Origin of the sequence: Paenibacillus konkukensis (assembly GCF_023523925.1) — a bacterium.
Taxonomy (GTDB): Bacteria; Bacillota; Bacilli; order Paenibacillales; family NBRC-103111; genus Paenibacillus_S; species Paenibacillus_S doosanensis.
In genome coordinates, this window is record NZ_CP027059.1 from 1,085,444 (window position 1) to 1,102,191 (window position 16,748).

12 protein-coding genes are annotated in these 16,748 nt (G+C 51.4%); all 12 read right to left on the minus strand.

Annotated features, from left to right (window positions below; translation table 11 throughout):
• Positions 1 to 226: 226 nt before the first annotated feature.
• On the minus strand, positions 227 to 1,960 hold the full coding sequence (locus SK3146_RS04755) for a glycoside hydrolase family 127 protein (RefSeq protein WP_249863995.1): 1,734 nt from the start codon (positions 1,958 to 1,960) through the stop codon (positions 227 to 229).
• A gap of 41 nt (positions 1,961 to 2,001) precedes the next feature.
• A complete protein-coding gene (locus SK3146_RS04760) occupies positions 2,002 to 4,902 on the minus strand; it encodes an ABC transporter permease (protein ID WP_249863996.1) in 2,901 nt (966 codons plus the stop codon).
• A 12-nt stretch (positions 4,903 to 4,914) separates the two neighbouring features.
• Positions 4,915 to 5,949 carry an efflux RND transporter periplasmic adaptor subunit gene (locus tag SK3146_RS04765; RefSeq protein WP_249863997.1) on the minus strand — a complete coding sequence of 345 codons (1,035 nt, stop codon included), beginning with the start codon at positions 5,947 to 5,949 and terminating at the stop codon, positions 4,915 to 4,917.
• A gap of 188 nt (positions 5,950 to 6,137) precedes the next feature.
• Positions 6,138 to 7,550 (minus strand): S-layer homology domain-containing protein, encoded by a 1,413-nt coding sequence (locus SK3146_RS04770; RefSeq protein ID WP_249863998.1) that lies wholly within the window; start codon positions 7,548 to 7,550, stop codon positions 6,138 to 6,140.
• Between the two features lie 208 nt (positions 7,551 to 7,758).
• Entirely contained in the window at positions 7,759 to 9,090 is a 1,332-nt protein-coding gene (locus tag SK3146_RS04775) for an ABC transporter substrate-binding protein (protein WP_249863999.1), read from the minus strand.
• A gap of 138 nt (positions 9,091 to 9,228) precedes the next feature.
• Positions 9,229 to 10,572 carry an ABC transporter substrate-binding protein gene (locus tag SK3146_RS04780; RefSeq protein WP_249864000.1) on the minus strand — a complete coding sequence of 448 codons (1,344 nt, stop codon included), beginning with the start codon at positions 10,570 to 10,572 and terminating at the stop codon, positions 9,229 to 9,231.
• A gap of 34 nt (positions 10,573 to 10,606) precedes the next feature.
• Positions 10,607 to 11,680 carry a hypothetical protein gene (locus SK3146_RS04785; RefSeq protein WP_249864001.1) on the minus strand — a complete coding sequence of 358 codons (1,074 nt, stop codon included), beginning with the start codon at positions 11,678 to 11,680 and terminating at the stop codon, positions 10,607 to 10,609.
• Between the two features lie 87 nt (positions 11,681 to 11,767).
• Positions 11,768 to 13,081: an ABC transporter substrate-binding protein gene (locus SK3146_RS04790; protein WP_249864002.1), complete on the minus strand. Its 1,314-nt coding sequence runs from the start codon at positions 13,079 to 13,081 to the stop codon at positions 11,768 to 11,770.
• A 219-nt stretch (positions 13,082 to 13,300) separates the two neighbouring features.
• Positions 13,301 to 13,990, minus strand: a complete 690-nt coding sequence (locus SK3146_RS04795; RefSeq protein ID WP_249864003.1) for a hypothetical protein — start codon at positions 13,988 to 13,990, stop codon at positions 13,301 to 13,303.
• 19 nt (positions 13,991 to 14,009) lie between these two features.
• Positions 14,010 to 14,720 carry a hypothetical protein gene (locus SK3146_RS04800; RefSeq protein ID WP_249864004.1) on the minus strand — a complete coding sequence of 237 codons (711 nt, stop codon included), beginning with the start codon at positions 14,718 to 14,720 and terminating at the stop codon, positions 14,010 to 14,012.
• 220 nt (positions 14,721 to 14,940) lie between these two features.
• On the minus strand, positions 14,941 to 15,687 hold the full coding sequence (locus tag SK3146_RS04805; protein WP_249864005.1) for a hypothetical protein: 747 nt from the start codon (positions 15,685 to 15,687) through the stop codon (positions 14,941 to 14,943).
• A gap of 59 nt (positions 15,688 to 15,746) precedes the next feature.
• The gene (locus SK3146_RS04810) at positions 15,747 to 16,733 is read right to left on the minus strand and encodes a carbohydrate ABC transporter permease (RefSeq protein WP_249864006.1); all 987 of its coding nucleotides are present in this window, start codon (positions 16,731 to 16,733) and stop codon (positions 15,747 to 15,749) included.
• Positions 16,734 to 16,748: the final 15 nt, after the last annotated feature.

Here is a 16,748-nt window from a genome sequence, read left to right on the forward strand (position 1 = left end):
GATACGATAGCTGATACAAACTTTTTCTTTTGCGTTTTCTTTTTCATTTCGCACCTTCTTTTCATAGTAATTTCATATGTCAACATTTGTCTTGTATATAAAATAGTATGAAACCATAAGTTCGTTATAGGCTGTTTCTTGCATGTTTATAGGTATATTTTTCTTTCTGAGCCAAGGGACCGGCTGCCGCCCCGAACGGAACGGCAGCCGAAAACCAACCGCCGGTTTACCAGTAATATTCCTGCTCAAGTCTACGGTATTGGCCCATCTTCATCGGAGCTTTATCGAAGATTTGCCGATGATTGTAGAACGGATGATGCGTTCCTTCCGGGCTTAAATGAACGACATCGTCACCGCGCCACTGAGTAACGAATTCTTCTCCCATCGCTTTTTCGACAGTTTGCCGCTTGCTGACCGGGAACGTTACCGTTATCGTTTCGCCTTTACGCGTCTCGCCCAAATCAAGAAAACGCTGCTTCACCCACATGCTCGGGTCGCTGCCGGATTGCGTGTGCGCAGTACCGTCCAATTCTCTTTGAATCATTACTTTGGCGTATCCCGCCCAATCCGGAATGCGCAGCAGAAGCTTAGGTATGTTCTGATGGATGTCCAGCACGACTTTGCCTTCATGCGGCAGATGGCTGCTCACATCCAGCCAGCGCGATCCTCTGTTGAGCAGGAAGTTCACGCTGACCGTGCCGTTGTTTTCAGTCATAGTATTGCTCCAGCCCATGAACAGCCCGCGGGTACCCGAGCCGATGCAGCAGGTTTGGAGATCGCTTGTGTGGCCCCTCCCTCCGTGCTTGTCGCAGCAGAAGTCGTTCGGAGCGGAATAACCGGCGAAGGCGCCCCGCGCCCGCTCGGCCACGTTATAGAACGATTTGAGACCGACGTCGTCCGCATCTTTATGATCGAGGCTGACGACCCAATCCAGGTCGAGCAGCTGCGATTCCGTCAGATGGTTGCGCAGAAACCGCTCGACGACCGCCCAATATTCGGTATATCCGCTTTGCGCCAGCATAATCCCTGTCGAGATGAGGTCGACCAGAGAGCAGGTTTCATGCTCAAAAGCCTGATCGTGCATATCTCCCGGCGTCCAGCCGAACGCCGTGCTCCATGTAAGCGCCCAGTCATAGCTCTTTTTGACGAAATGCGTGAGCGAAGCATCGCGAGTAAACCAAGCAAAGCGGGCCAAGGCGTCAAGCGTCCCAATGCGCGTATGGAAATGGCCGCTGCGGTAAGCAAGCGCATCGTTAAAGCTGCCGTCCGGGTTAAACACCCCGCTGCGCTGTACGATCAATGCCGCAAAATATTGGCATAGCTCAAAAGCATCCGTATTGCCGGTCAGCTCATGGTACTTCAGCAGCGGCATAATCAAGCGCCCGCAGAATGCGGCGGGGTCCGGGGCAAGCCGCAGCTGCACGGCATTGTTGGACGGCCAGCCGTTCACGGTATATTCCGAAGCAGGGTAATACCATACATCCCGTTCCTTGACCGCGATCCGCTTCAATGCGGCGACATGCTTGTCGGCCACGCTTTTAATTTTGCGGTCTCCCGTCGACATATACCAAGAAGTCAACGCGAGAATAACCGCTCGCTGATCGATTAAGTTGGCGGTCGGCTCCCATGGCGCTTTCGGATTTTTCATCCGGTAGCTCAGTCCGTCGTCCTTGAAAAAACCGAGGAAGTTCTCGCGGTACTTGGCTTCGATATCCAGTCCCCTCTCCTCTCCCGACATATGCCTGGCCAAGACCAGGGCATCGATCAGACGGCCGTGGCTGGAGCCGTAGTCCCAATCCCCATGAGTCAAATAAGCCGGCTGCTCCAATAAATTGGCGGCAAAGAACGGGATATGCTGATGGTCCTCATCCGACATGCCGATAATGGCATGAAGCACGTGGCCTGCCCGCTCCTCCAACATTAACGTATCGGGTATTAACTTTTGATTTTTAGTGATCATGCTCATCATCCGAATGCTCCTTCTCCATATAATTTGTTCATTTAATCCTCTCCAAGCTTGACAGCCTGATGAATGCGGATTCTCGAAACGATATGCGCCAGAATCATTAGCGCGACGGCAATCATAACGGTAACAATCCAGTACAGACGCACTTGATCGTGCGGATCGAACGTTACCTTAAACGGCGGCACCTGCGTCTTCGGATCGAACGACATTTCAAACAATGGCACGAACAGCTGGCTCGCGATGCCCCCTGTCATAACACCGATTCCGATCGCCGCTCCGGATATCAATACCTGCTCGCCGATCAAAATGACCAGCAGCTGAAAAAAAGAAATGCCCATAGCCCTTAATATCCCGAATTGCAGCGTTCGGGCACGCAGCGATAAAATCCAGTACAGCAAAAAACCGAAAAAGCAAATGAAAACGGAAATAAGGAAGCCGAGCGTCATCACGCCGTTGATCGCCATTTGGAACGGGTCTTTAATCGCCTTGATCTGCTCCTGCTTGGCATCGCGAAGCGATTCGATCTCGTAGCCGTGGTCGGAAACCGCCTTGTACACCGCCTGGCTGCCGGCTCCTTCTTGAAGCTTCAGCCAAACTTCATAAGGCTCCAATGCCAAATTATTTTGAATGTATGACAGATGGCCGACGATGAGCATCGGCTTTTTCACTTTGGTTGTCGTTCCCGCTTTGGAGGTTACCGTCACCGTGTCGTTCGCTCCAGGGTTAGGATTCCAAGAAGGCCAATAATCGATAATTCCGTAAACGGTGAACTGGGCTCCTTCAACACCCGACCAGCCGACGGTAATCGTATCCCCCGTCTTAACGCCGTAATCTTCAGCCATGGATCGGGAAATCAGCACGGAGGACGGTTTGGCGGCAATCAGGTTCAAATAGTCGTAGAAATGATGATCCAGCAGCCCCGACCGCAGCCAGGCGGTTTGCCCGAAATCCTTGGTCTCAATGCCCATCAGTTCAACCGTATCCTGCGTCTTCCCTTTGGCAAAGGACGCGTCTTTCCTAATAAACACCTTCGCGGCATGCTCTACCCCAGGCAGCTGCGTGAACGGCAGAAACGAAGGCTCGGTGTACTGCGTCTTGTGCGGCGTTGCTGCTTCCGCATCGTCTTCCGCCGATTCGTCTCCCTCCTCGCTGAGCAGGCCGGTAAGAATAGCCGGAGGCGCGTCGTTCTCCCAGCGGATTTGCATCGTAATATCGGCTCCGGCCGCATAGCGGATCTTGTCCGTCGTATTTTTGTTAATCGTTCGCGTTGCGCTGGCACTGAACAGTCCCGTAGCGATCGTAATGATCAGAAACACCATAATATATTGATACTGAGTCGAGGAACGGCTAACCTGCAGCAGCGTAAAATACATCGACGGAGACCACCATCTGCGGCCCGAGCTGTAAATCAGACGCATCATCCACGGGTACAGCCGAAGCACGAGCAGCCCCATCCCCAGAATGAACAGCGCGGGAATAAGAAACAGCAGCGGATCGACCCGCAAATCTCCGGATTTCAAGCCGAGCGAGAGCAGGTCCTTGATACGGCTCTTGTAGTTATACAAGCCGTACAGAGCAATTCCAATGACAATTACGTCGATATAGTACGTATGCCAGAACGAGCTTTTTTTCTGCCTTGCGGACTGCTGCTTATGCCCGACGATCGTCATTTTCGTGGCCAGCAGGACGGGAATGAGCGTCATGACAAGGGAGCTGCCTACGGCGATCAATGCATACAGAAACGCCTCCCTGTTCAGCGATACGTCCAGCTTGGCGCGCTGCACGAATTCCAGAAATCCGCTGGATGCTCCCAGCATCTTGGTCAAGTACATCCCGGCATAAGGTCCGACGAAAAAAGCGACTATTCCAAGCACCAAGCCCTCGACCGCATAGCCCATAATAATTTGCAGGCGGCTCGCGCCACGGCTCCGCAATACGGCTATCTCCGTCTTCTGCCTTTCCGTGATCAAATTGGCTACCATATAAAGGTAAAATCCAAGCATCAGTACGACAGGAACGTTGAGCGACCACAGCATGATTTTCAAATTCGCTTCTTTGACATAGTACGCTCCGAGCGTCTTCAATGCAGGAGCGTTGTAATTATGATTTTCATACAACTCATCCATATGCTTATCAATTTGAAAATGCGCGGCAATAAACGTATTGATCGTCGGCAGCGTCATCTTCGTGTAATCGAGCGCCCAATACCAATAGCTGGATTGAAGCTGCAGCTTATCTCCTGCAGTGAAGTCTTTTTCAAACAGGCCGTAATCAATAATAAAGCTGTTCTTGTAGCTGCTTGGAATGTTGTACCAAAATACATCCGAGTAATCGCTTCGGTCCAACACTCCTACCGGTTTAATCCGAACTTCCGTCTGATTGCTCTCATCCCGAATGACGAACACGGTGTCCAGCACCATCCCCAGCTCCGTCAGCGCCTCCGGGACGACGAGCGCTTCATACACTCCGTTCACCGGTTCCTTAGCCGGAAGCCGCCCGTCAACAAGCCGGATATGCTGCTCCAATCCGTCGATAGCCGTAATATCGGCCGACCGCTGCCGGGTCGTATCCACCTTGTCCGGTTCCGCCGGAGTCACGTTATAACGCTGTGTGGCCCGCTCGCGAACATAATACTGCTCCGGAATGCCGAACCTTCCTCCCATCGTCTGGAAGAATGCGTCCGATTTCGCCAGCTTGACGCTTTTCTCCTTATCTTCCGCGGGCAGATGAGCCGATAGCCAGTAAATGCCGGGATATTGGCCGAAGCCCGCTTGCAGCTGCTGAAGCTCCTGGATCAAGAGACGCTGCAAAATCGCATTCGTATAAATCGGCATGCTGCTTGTCAGTGCGACAGATATAATCAGCCCGAACAGCAGACTAAGCTCCAGCCATTTATTATTGATCATTTTGCGCAGGATCATCGTAAAAATCGCCAATGTCTTAGCCTCCTAGTTCGCCAAAATGATTTTTTGGCCCTCGCTTACGCCCTTGCGGATCTCTACCTCCGTCGCAGCGACAATCCCTTTCTCCACATCGATTTCCTTGCGGCTTTCACCGTCAAGCACCTGCACATAATCCCGCCCCATATAACTGCGCAGCCCTGCTCTCGGGATAACGATCACATGATCTCTGCTCTCGGTGACGATGGTAATGTCCGCCTGGGAGCCGATAGTCACATCTTCGGGCAAACCTTGCACATCAATGACAAGGGATTTATTGTTCTTATCCTGCACCACCTTGTTATCGCTTGGAGCTGCGGTCATCGGCGTTTGCACGACTTTGCCCGGGTACGTCTTGTCCTTGATTTTCACCGTAACGTCCATGTTGATTTCCACGCCCGCCAGGTCATTCTGGCTGGAAGCGGTATAAATCAGCTTCATCTGCTTCGGATCGGCCAGCGTAACTACTTGTTTGTAAGCTGCGACTTCGTCTCCGGGCTCGATCGAATCGACGAAGGTGACGATACCGTCGACCGATGCGACGAGCTTGGAGTTTTCCAGCTGCTTTTGCAGCGAATTCAACTGGATTTGCGCGCTTTCCATGTCGAGCTTCTTCAATTGAACCGAAGGGTCGTCCGCTCCTTTATCGGCGATTTCCTGCACCAGCGAAATTTTCGCTTTTTCGATGGCAATTTCCTGAACGCGGATTTTCGTTTCCAGCTCCCCCGTATCCGTCACGGCGACAACATCCCCGCTGCTCACTTTATCTCCCAGCTTGACGTTGAGCGATAACAGCTTTCCCGCCGCTGTCTTGTAATACAAGTAGTCTGTCTTGTCGGAGGCAAAGGTCGCCACCCCGTTAATTTGTTTGACGATAGCGGCCCGCTTCGCTTCGAAAACGTTCAACGTCTCCTTCACCGGCTCGACGAGCGGAGGCGCAAGCTCCTCTTCTTCTACAGGAAGCAGCGAGCATCCCGTCAGCGCCGCCATTGTCATCCAAACCCCGAATGCTAGAAGAATCTTGTGCATCAGCTTATTCGACATGTTGACCAGCCCCCAATGCGTGTTACCAACACCTTACTATGAAAACGCTGTCGTGTTTTGGGGGATTTAATTCATCTTTATAGGTTATTTACTCCATCCTTATACGATAACGCCGTTCTCAATGAAAAAGGGAAAACCCCGAGAGGAGTTTTCCCTTCCATACGATATATTTAAAGAACTATGGACGATTACAGCGCACCGACCGCCCATAAGCAGGACGCATCAAACAGCTTCCACGCTTCATCTGTCCCATTGTCCTTCATTTGACTGGCATCCGGACCGTACATGACAGTGCGAGCCACTACCGCTTCGCCCAAAATATTTTTGGAGCCTTTTTCATAACCGATAACGATAGCTTTGCTCGGATCGCTTTTGAGGCTTGCAATGACGATGCCGTCGCTGCTCGGAATGCCGAAAGAAACTGGCGCGGGCTCATAATAAAAGTCCACATCGCCCTTCAAACCGGCAGCCAGCGGATGATCTTCGGCTTTGATGGTAGAGGCCGTTTGCTTCTGCACGGAAGTTCCTTCGGAAACCGTCGAGAAGTCGGCGTCGCCGAACGAAATCGACTTGTTATAAACGATCGGAATTGGAACGTCTTTCAGCTTTTTCTTGACATACTTGGAGTTCGTGGACGAGCCGATAACGATCAGATCAAAGCCTTGTACCGCGTCCACCGTCAGCTTGGTGCTGGACAGACGGGTGACCTCGAAGCCAAGCGACTGCATGCGGTTTACGATTGCCTCCTCATCCGTACGCAATTTGACTCCTTGCATATCGCTCGTAATAATAACTTTTTTCCCTTTGACGGACACTTTATCCGGTTTTGCATCCGGTTCCGCCGGTTTGGTGTCCGGCTGCGGCGTTGTCGCAGGCTCCGTCGGCGTTACAGGCGTCGTTGGCGACGTAGGAGTCGTCGGAGTTGTCGGAGCAGTCGTTCCTTTATCGTTAAACAGCATTTTGGCCTCATAGCTTGCGAGCGCCAGCATTTTACGCGTAGCCGGAGCGCTTCCGTCGAACTTGCCGCTATCGAGGTTCGTCAGCAGCTTTTTATCCAGAGCAAGGGCCACATAACCTTGAGCCCAGCCGTCCACGCTGCTGTCGGACACGGGAGTAACGGATTTCACCGCATCGTCCAGTCCGAGGCCGCGGATTAGAAACGCCGCCAGCTCCTGGCGAGATACCGGACCCGACGGGTTGTACGTTTTGCCTTCTGCGTCATAGCCGTTGGTCAAACCGGCCTTCTTCAGCGCCTCTACGTAAGTCAATGCCCAATGATCGGAGCTAACGTCGTTGAACGAAGACTTTGTAAGCGTTTTATCCATAGGCAGTGCGAAAATGATAGTCGCCACCTTGGCGAACTGAGCACGGTCCATTTGGGCATCCAGGCCGAACGTATCGTCGGTCAATCCGCTGAACACGCCCTCGCGAATCAATTCATCCAGCTTGTCTTTCAGCTCCTGAGGCTGATCCTTCAAATCTTTAAAATCGTTTACGCTCTTAACCGGAGCGGAGCTCCCCGTATCAGCCGCAAAAGCGAACGGGATCACCGTCAGCGATAAGAGAAGGAAACATAATAGTGAAGAGAACAGTTTTTTCATTTAGTGCACCTTCCTAAATTTAGTGTGACTGCCTGTGGCCTTCCTGAATTTTATCGGCAAAAACATAATAGTTTGAGCTACCACCCCCTTTCTCCCGACGTTTGAATCATCCATCATCCGCGGCCTTTCTTCTCTTTAAACATAATACGAATTAGGCAAAAGATTATAGGGGCTTTGAAGCATCATTATAGGTTCATTATTCCTTCTATTATTTTTGTGCCGCTTTGTTCAGCTCTTCCTTGGCGGCTTTTTCGGTCAAAATCGCCTTCGTCTCCTTCTCTTCCGTCATGCGCAGCGCCGTTACCGTATCTTTGGACTCTTTGGAAATGAGCGGATCGAATACGTTCTGGGTCGCTACCAAATGATAGGTTAGGCCCGGAGCGCGCGCAGGCGTGGCGCCGGCATATTTGCCGTAAAAAATCGAATCGATATGCTTGCCCTGCATTTGCGGCAAGTTTTTTCCGAAAGCGGCCTGTACCGCCGGCGTTTGCACCGGTACCACATTCCCTTCCTTGGCAAGCTCTATTTGCATTTCTTCGCTAAGGAGAAAGGAGATGACCTGAAACGCCAAATCTTTTTTCTGCGATTGCTTCGTAATATAGGCCGACATCAAATTCGGCTGGTACCTCGTTTCTGGCAAATCGGCGAATACGGGAACCGTGGAAATATCAAAATTCAACTGCTTGTTATCTTCGTAAAATTTGACGATCCGGTCGGCAGAAGCGACAGCCATCGCAATGTTGCCTTGAGAAAACTTTTCAACCGTATCGAATTGGTTGGCGGGAATGTCGTAAAACCTCCGCAAATTATCCACCAGTTTCTTCCACCCGTCCGACACCAGGCTTGCCTTGTCTTCCGTAGCGCTTAACGGATGGAGCGACAGCTGATTGTAATTCATATAGTGGCCGGGATTTTGCGAATACCCTTTATAAGTAATTTCCCCTTCGACGCGGGTCAGCTTCTTGGCCTTCTCGTAAGCCTCGTCGTACGTCATTCCGTTATGCGGATAATCGACTCCGAATTTATCGAAAATGTCTTTGTTGTAAAAGAGCAAAAAGTCTCCGATCAAAAAAGGAAGACCGTAGACAGCGCCGTCCTGGGAAATATTCCGCATCCGGTCCATCGAGGGGCCGTTCAGCTTGCTTGTGTCGAAATTGTACTTCTTAATGAGCTCCCTCATGTCGTATTGAAGGTCGTTATCGAGAATATAGCGGTTGAGATTCAAATGCGAGTCGTCCATAATAATGTCGGGAACCGTGCCCGCCGCAATCAGATCCTGATATTGTTTGCCGGGGTTATCCCAGTGAACGTGCTTGATTCGGATGTCGGGAAACTTCTTCTTGATAAACTGACCGATCTGCTTCTCGAATATGTCTTCTTTGACGTAAAACGCAGGCCATACCGTGTAAATAAACAATTCGTTGTCCGGCGACGCCGCTTCGTCCTTTCCTTCTTGAACTATGGCCGGGGCGGATTCGCATCCCGCTAACAAGACGGTCGCTGCAGCTAGAAGCAGCGTCAACTTCACACTATTGCGCATCGGTAGCTTCCTCCCTTGAATGGTTTGCTCCGGGATTGCCCCGGGAATGACTCAATACAGCCAAAGCAAAAAGGCGCTCCTCCATCCGAATCGTTTCATGGTAGAAGCGCCCCTAAGCTGTTTTAGTTACCTGTTCCTTTATTTTGCCGCCGCTTTGTCGACCTCGGCTTTGGAAGCCTTGAGCGTTTCAATCCCTTTGGTAGACTGCTCCTCGATCATCCGCAATGCGGTAACGGAGTCTTTGGATTCTTTGAAAATAAGCGGAGCGAATACATTTTGCATCGGCACGTCATACCATAACAGACCATTAGCCCGTGCCGCAGGCGGCATCGCCGTCTTGCCGTTGTAGATCGCTTTAATATTCTTGCCTCTCATCTGCGGCAGGTTCTGTCCGAACGCCTCCTGCACCGCTTGGGATTCCATCGGTACGAGCACGCCCTCTTTGGCCAGATCGACCTGATGCTCCTCCGACAAGATCGCCGCCATAGCCTGGAAGGCCATATCCTTCTTCGTCGATTGCTTCGTTATATACATCGAGTAGACGTTCGGCTGATAGCGCGTATTCGGCGCTTGGCTGAACGACGGAACGGAGACGATATCGAAGTTCAAGTTTTTGTTTTGCTCATGGTAAGTAACCAGATGATCCACGGTAGCTACCGCCATCGCAATATTCCCCTTGCTAGCGAAGGTCTCTACGGTATCGAACTGGTTAGCGGGGATATCGTAAAATCTGCGCAAATTGTCTACGACCGTTTTCCATTCCGGCGTATTCAAGCTGGCTTTATTTTCCGTCAAGCTTAGCGGGGACAGCGAGAGCTGGTTATAGTTCATGTAATGCCCCGGATTTTGCGAAAAGCCTTTGTAGGTTATTTCTCCGTCCACACGCGTCAGCTTTTTGGCCAGCTCGTAAATTTCGTCGTAGGTCATCCCGTCCGTAGGATAATCCACTCCGAACTTATCGAATATATCTTTGTTATAAAACAACACGAAATCGTTATTGTTATACGGCAAACCGAACAGCTTGCCTTCCGGCGTCAAATTTTTCATTTGCGCGACAAGCGCCGGATTCAGTTTGGTCACGTCAAAATTATACTTTTTAATCAAGTCCCCGATATCGTATTGGAGATCGTTGTCAAAAATATAGCGCTGCACATTCATACGGGTGTTGTCGAAAATCAGGTCCGGTATCGTACCGGCCGCGATCATATCTTTATATTCCCTTCCTTTATCCCAATGCACATGCTTAATCGTCATATCCGGAAACTTCTTCTTCAAAAATTGCCCGATTTGCTTATCGAAATTTTCTTCCTTGGAAAAATACGGCGGATTTACCGTGTAAATCAGCAATTCGTTATCGGGTGATTTCTGATCCGTTTTACCTTCATTGGTTGCAATTTCGGATATAGCCGGATTATCGGTACATCCGGCCAAAAGACCGATAGATAGCGCGATGAGCATCGAGCCTTGAAGCTTTTTATTCATGCTCTATTCCCAACCTTTCTTTTACTATGTGGAATCAGCCGTTTTGCAGCGTCCATAGAACGAGATTATCGAGCAGTTTCCAGCAAGCATCCGTCGCATTTTCCTGCAATCCGTTGTTTAGAAAGAAGAAGGAAACACGTGCTTTCACCTCGTAGCCGTCATCGGCTTTGGTGCCTTTGTCGTAATAGTAAATAGCCGCCTTCTCTTTATCGCCCGGCGCGGTTGCAATGATCTTCGCTTCTTTGCCCGGGAGGCCGTAACCGATGCCGATCTTGCTGTTCGTTTCTTTATAAATGTCGACGGAGCCTGACAGCCCGCCGGCAACCTTATGATCGTTGTCGACGATATCGATCGATTTCACATTGAGTACATTGGCATTCTCCTCAATGGACGATAAGCCGAGGTAGAACATGCCGTGGTTTTTCACATACACGGTCGGAATCGCAACCTCTTTCATGATGCCTTCCTTCAAAATTTTGGAGTTCGTCGTTTGGCTGAAATAGATCAGATCCATGCCTTTCGTTTCATCGAGCGTAAACTCCTTGTCGACTACACGCGTTACTTTGAAACCCAGCTTCGATAAGCGGTCGGCGACAAAATCGTCCTCCGGCGCTCTCTCCCTGCCGATCATTACAAGCTTCTTGCCTGCGGCGGAAATTTCTTCTTTCTGCTCTGCTGCCGGTGCAGGTGCGGCAGGTGCCGGAGTGGCTTTCGGCGCTTCGCCGGATGTGTCGGCCGGGGCTTTTGTCTCCTGCGCAGGCTGCTGTGCATCCGTCTTCGGCGCTTCCGGCGCCGGCTTGGTCTCATCGGCCGGAGCTTTCCCCTCCGCCGGTTTCGGCGATGCTTCCGGTGCGCTCTTATCACCGTCCGCCGGGGCTTTCGCGTCGTCCTTCGGCGTATCCGTCGGAGCCGGTGTAGCTGGAGCTAGCGACGGAGTTGGCGATGGAGTCGGTGTTGGGGATGGCGATGGAGACGGTTTCGGCGTGCTGGACGCCTCCGCGCCTTTCGGCGCCGTTCCGCCATCCGCCTGGTTCGCTGCCGGGGAACCGCAAGCGGCGATGGAAATGGTCATGACAATCGCGATCAGCAAAGCTATTATACGCTTCATTACTAATTCTCCTCCTATGTATGATAATGTTAACAACAGCAAACCTCCAGCTCCACCTTTCGAGTGCCGCTGGAGGTTGCGCTATGATTACTTATTGGCTGCCTTTTCCGTTAAAATGCCTTTGGTCGTTTGTTCCTCGATCATCCGCAGCGCAGTCACGGAATCCTTGGATTCGCCGAAAATGAGCGGCGAGAACACGTTGTGAAGCGGCACGTCAATATATGTCAAGCCGTTGGCGCGGGCAGCCGGAGGCATCGCGTTTTTGCTGGCAAAGATCGCTTGCGTATGCTTGCCCTGCATTTGCGGCAAGTTTTTGCCGAACGCTTCCTGAACCTTCTGGCTTTCCAGCGGCCCGATAATCCCTTCCTTGGAAAATTCGATTTGCATCTCTTCCGACAGCAGGTACTGCAAGATTTGGAACGCCAAATCTTTTTTCGTCGATTGCTTCGTAATATAGGCCGCATACATATTCGGCTGCGCTTTCGTATTCGGAAGATCCGAGAACGACGGCATGGACGCAATATCGAAATTCAAGTTTTTGTTCTGCTCATACCATTGAATAATTTTTTCCGACACGTGCACGCTCATCGCCATATTGCCTTTCGGGAAATCGTCGACCGAAGTAAACTGGTTGGCCGGAATTTCGTAGAAGCGTCGCAGATTGTCGACCTCCCGTTTCCAGCCCTCGGTATTGAGCTCCGCTTTATCCTCCGTCAAGCTAAGCGGCGACAGGGACAGCTGATTATAGGTCATGTACAAGCCGGGATGCTGCTGGTACCCTTTGTACGTTTTCTCGCCTTCGACGCGGGTCAGCTTCTTCGCCAGCTCGTAAACCTCGTCGTAGGTCATGCCGTCCTTCGGATAATCGACGCCGAACTTATCGAAAATATCTTTGTTATAGAACAAAACAAAATCGCTCAATTGGAACGGCAACCCGTAAATTTTGCCTTCCGGCGTCACGTTTTTCATTTGAGCCATCGCCGCAGGATTCAGTTTGCTCGTATCGAAGTTGAACTTTTTGATCAGATCGGTCATGTCGTACTGAAGATCGTTTTTGAGAATATAACGCTGCAAATTCATTCGCGCATTGTCGATAATAATATCGGGAATCGTTCCGGCGGCGATCAAATCCTTGTATTCTCTTCCTTTATCCCAATGGACATGCTTAATCGTAACGTCTGGGAACTTCTTCTTCAAATATTGCCCGATTTGCTTATCGAAAATTTCTTCCTTTGCATAAAAGGCCGGATACGACGTGTAGATGAAGATTTCGTTAGCCGGAGATTCCGGCGTTTTGGTAGCGCTGGGCTCCTCCACAGGGTTGGCAGGAGAAGCGGTACAGCCGGCAATCATGGAGACCGTAGAAGCGATCAACAGCGTTGACTTCAATGCTTTTTTCATTTTTGACAAGATCCTCCCTTATTCGTTTCTGACATCGTTTCAGTAATTTCTCTACGGGCCGTGCAAATCATGTAAACGCTTTGAAAATTCGTTATCGGCGATCCTGCACGGCCGATTTCAATAGATTAATGATCTATTAATACTTTATTACGAAAAGAGTCCGCTTTCATTGGGCGAGAATTCATTTTTATAGGTTATTTGTGCTGCATCTCCTTCGCATCATGCTCCGGTTACCCACTGCACCGCCGCGTCGAACAGCTTCCAGCCGTCGTCGGTTTGGTTAATCTCCTCGCCGCCGACCAGATAAAAGTAAACTTCTCTCGCCGGCAGCGGCTCTTTGCTCATATTCGGCGTCCCCTTCTCAAATGCGCAGATGACCGCCCGCCGCTCGTCATCGGGAGCGGAGGCGATGATGTCACCGCCTTCGGGCACGACAAAACCGATTTTGCCCTCGGACTGGTACACGGTAACATCGCCCTTAAACCCTGCCGCCATAGGATGATCCGCCTTTTTGATCGTCACGGCTCGGCCCCTGAAATCGCCGTTATCGATATCCGACGACTTGCCGGACAGCTCGATATCGCCTATGTTTTGCGATTCCGCATAAATTACCGGCACCGGCGACTTTTTCAGCTTATCTCCCACCTTGCCGGAATTGACGGTCGAGCTGACGAATACGAACCGGTACGCCAGCGCCTGCTCCGCCGTAAGCTCTTTATCGGCCGTAACGTAAACCTCGTAGCCGAGCCCCTTTAACCGCTTCACGACCAGAGCGTCTCCGCCCCCTTCCCTGCCGACGAACAGCGCCTTCTTGTTGGCCTCGGCCTTCGGGGCCGTCACGGAGGAAGAGCAGGCGGCCAGCAGCATAACCGCCATGATCACCGCGATCCAGCTTAGCTTCCTTTTCATAACCATAAACGCCTCCCCGCTATTTTTTTCCGAGAGCCCATTGCACGGCCGCATCGAACAGCTTCCAGCCGTCATCGGTCTGGTTGATTTCTTCGCCCTCAAACATGTAGAAATACACCTCGCGGGCGGCGACCGTGTTGCCTTTCACATTTTTCACGCCTTTATCGTACGCAAAGATCGTCGCTTTCTGATCCTCGCCCGGTACGGTAGCGACGACGATCGCTTCTTTGCCGGGGATGGCGAAGCCCATCTTGCCGTTATCCTTGTATACGTCGATCTTGCCCTGCAAGCCGGCGGCCAGCGGGCTGCTGCCGTCCTTGATCTCAATCGTCTTGGCTGCGTTCCCTCCGGTAAGGGAGCCGTAGGCTTCGACGTCCGCCATGCCCGTATCGCTTGTCGACTGCGGTTCGGCATAAACGACGGGGATCGGAATGTTTACGAAAATATCTTTGATTTTATTCGAATTGACGGATTCGCTGACATAGATGAGCGCCATGCCGTTCGCCTTCTCGGCCGTCAGCTCTTTGTCGGCGACCACGGTGACTTCCAAGCCGTGCTCCTGCTTCAGCCGTTTGGCGGTAATGCCGTCGCCCCCGCTATCCCTGCCGACGAACAGCACTTTGTTCCCCGCAGCGGCGGGAGCCCCGGACGAGCCGGCCGGAGCGGAATTGCAGGCCACCAGGCTTAACAACATCATCACAGCAGCGATTGCAACCAAGAAACGTTTCATTCGAACTACCCCCTGTACATTAGTGGTATAACCAGCACCAAACCATTCCTAAGCGTTCTTTAAAGGGATGGTGAAAAAGTCCGCTACGGCGTCCATTTGATCCTCCAATCGCTGTTGAAAACGGATTCTTTGGCGAACGCTAAACGCTTCTCCAGATTCAAATGGCCCCGCCGCTCTTTTTTTACCACCCTTCTATTGTAACCGGATGCAACACTTCTCCTTACTTGCCGCCGTTGGCCGCAGCCCATGCTATGGCCGCATCGAACAGCTTCCAGCCGTCGTCCGTCAGCTTAGATTCCTCGCCTGTCGGCAGGGAAAAATATACTTGGCGGGCGGGAACGGCTTCGTTATTAATATTTTTGGCCCCTTTTTCGTAGCCGAAAATGGTCACTTTCTTGTTATCCCCGCTGGCAGGATATTCAGCTATTACCACCGCTTCTTTGCCCGGGTGCAGACCGTAAGAGATTCTGCCTTCCTCTTTATAGATGGCTACCGTATCCTTGAGTCCTGCCGCCAGCGGATGCTTGCTGTCCAGAATATGGACCGTTCTGACTTTGTCTTCATCACCGTACTGTGATACTCCGACAAGCCCCGCATCGCTTGCCGCCTGATTTTTGGCAATGACGACCGGCACCTTCGACGTTTTGAGCTTGGCGTCCATCTTCGAGGAGTTTACCCCCTCGCTTACGTAGACAACGCCGTAGCCGTTCGCTTTGTCTACCGTAAAATCTTGATCGACGACATCCATCACCTGATAGCCCTGCTTCTTCAAATGATTGATGATGAACGCCTCGCCACCGCCTTCTTTTTTGCGGATCACCATTGCTTTCTTGGCATTTGCCGAGCTTTCCTGAACCCCGCCGGTGGAGGCGGGAGCGGAAGAGCAGGCGATGATCGAACCGAGCATAACGATCGCCACCATTAGCGTGACCCATGCTTTTACAGGATGAACCGAATGTGTTCTCATGTGCATCGTTCCTTTCTTAGATTTCATTTTATTTGGAATGGTTGGATACAAACGGCGGTTTACTCTACCAAACCGGTTCTTTCGACACCTTCGATAAACCAGCGCTGCGTGAACGAATAGAGCAGCATCGGCGGAACGATCATCAGGAAGGTGGTGGACATCCGGATCGCTTCATCCGTCACCGACGGGCCGTACTGCTCGGCTTGCTGCCTTAAGGCGGTAGCGATCCGTGAAATGCCCATAGACAGAGGCGCCGTCTCGATATCCGCCAAATACATGCTAGGCAGGTAGAAGTCGTTCCAGGTCCAAATGAAAGAGAACAGAAATACGACAAGAATCGCCGGCTTGGCCAGCGGCATCATCACTTTGTAAAAAATTTTGTACACGCTGGCCCCGTCGATCCGCGCCGCCTCTTCCAGCTCCTTCGGCTGGGTTGAAAAAAACTGGCGGTAAATGATGACGAACAGCGCACCCTTAAGCCCCAGACCGAAGAAGGCGGGCACGATAATCGGATAAATCGTATTCAGCAAGCCGAGCTCCCGGGCATAAATAATGTTCGGTAAAATCGTCACCTGCATCGGCACGATGAAAGTCAGCAGCAGGAAAAAAAACATGACGTTCTTGAACGGCACCTTCAATCTGGCGAACGCGTAGCCGGTTACTGCGCAGGACATCGTCTGCAGCAAAGCGACCGCCAGCGCCATCGTCAAGCTGGTGGCAAGCGCTTTGGGGTATTTCAGCCACTCCCACGCATCCTGCAGGTTGCCGAGATAAATCACTCTCGGAAACCAGTTGACGGCGGGATCGAGCAGGTCGTCGGCGTTTTTAACCATCGTCGTCACCATATGAAGAATCGGCTTCAAATAAATGTAGGCCGTATCGAGCAAAATCAGATAAATAAAGATCCGGAACAGCAGCCCTTTATCCGCTTCTCTGCCTATAAGCTTATAGCGGATGTCCAGGAGCCAGGACCAAAGGGCCGGCTCCTTCCCATTCCTCGTTCTTAAACCGATCACAAGCATCGCCCTTTCGACATTGGAATTCAATGATCTGGAATCTGA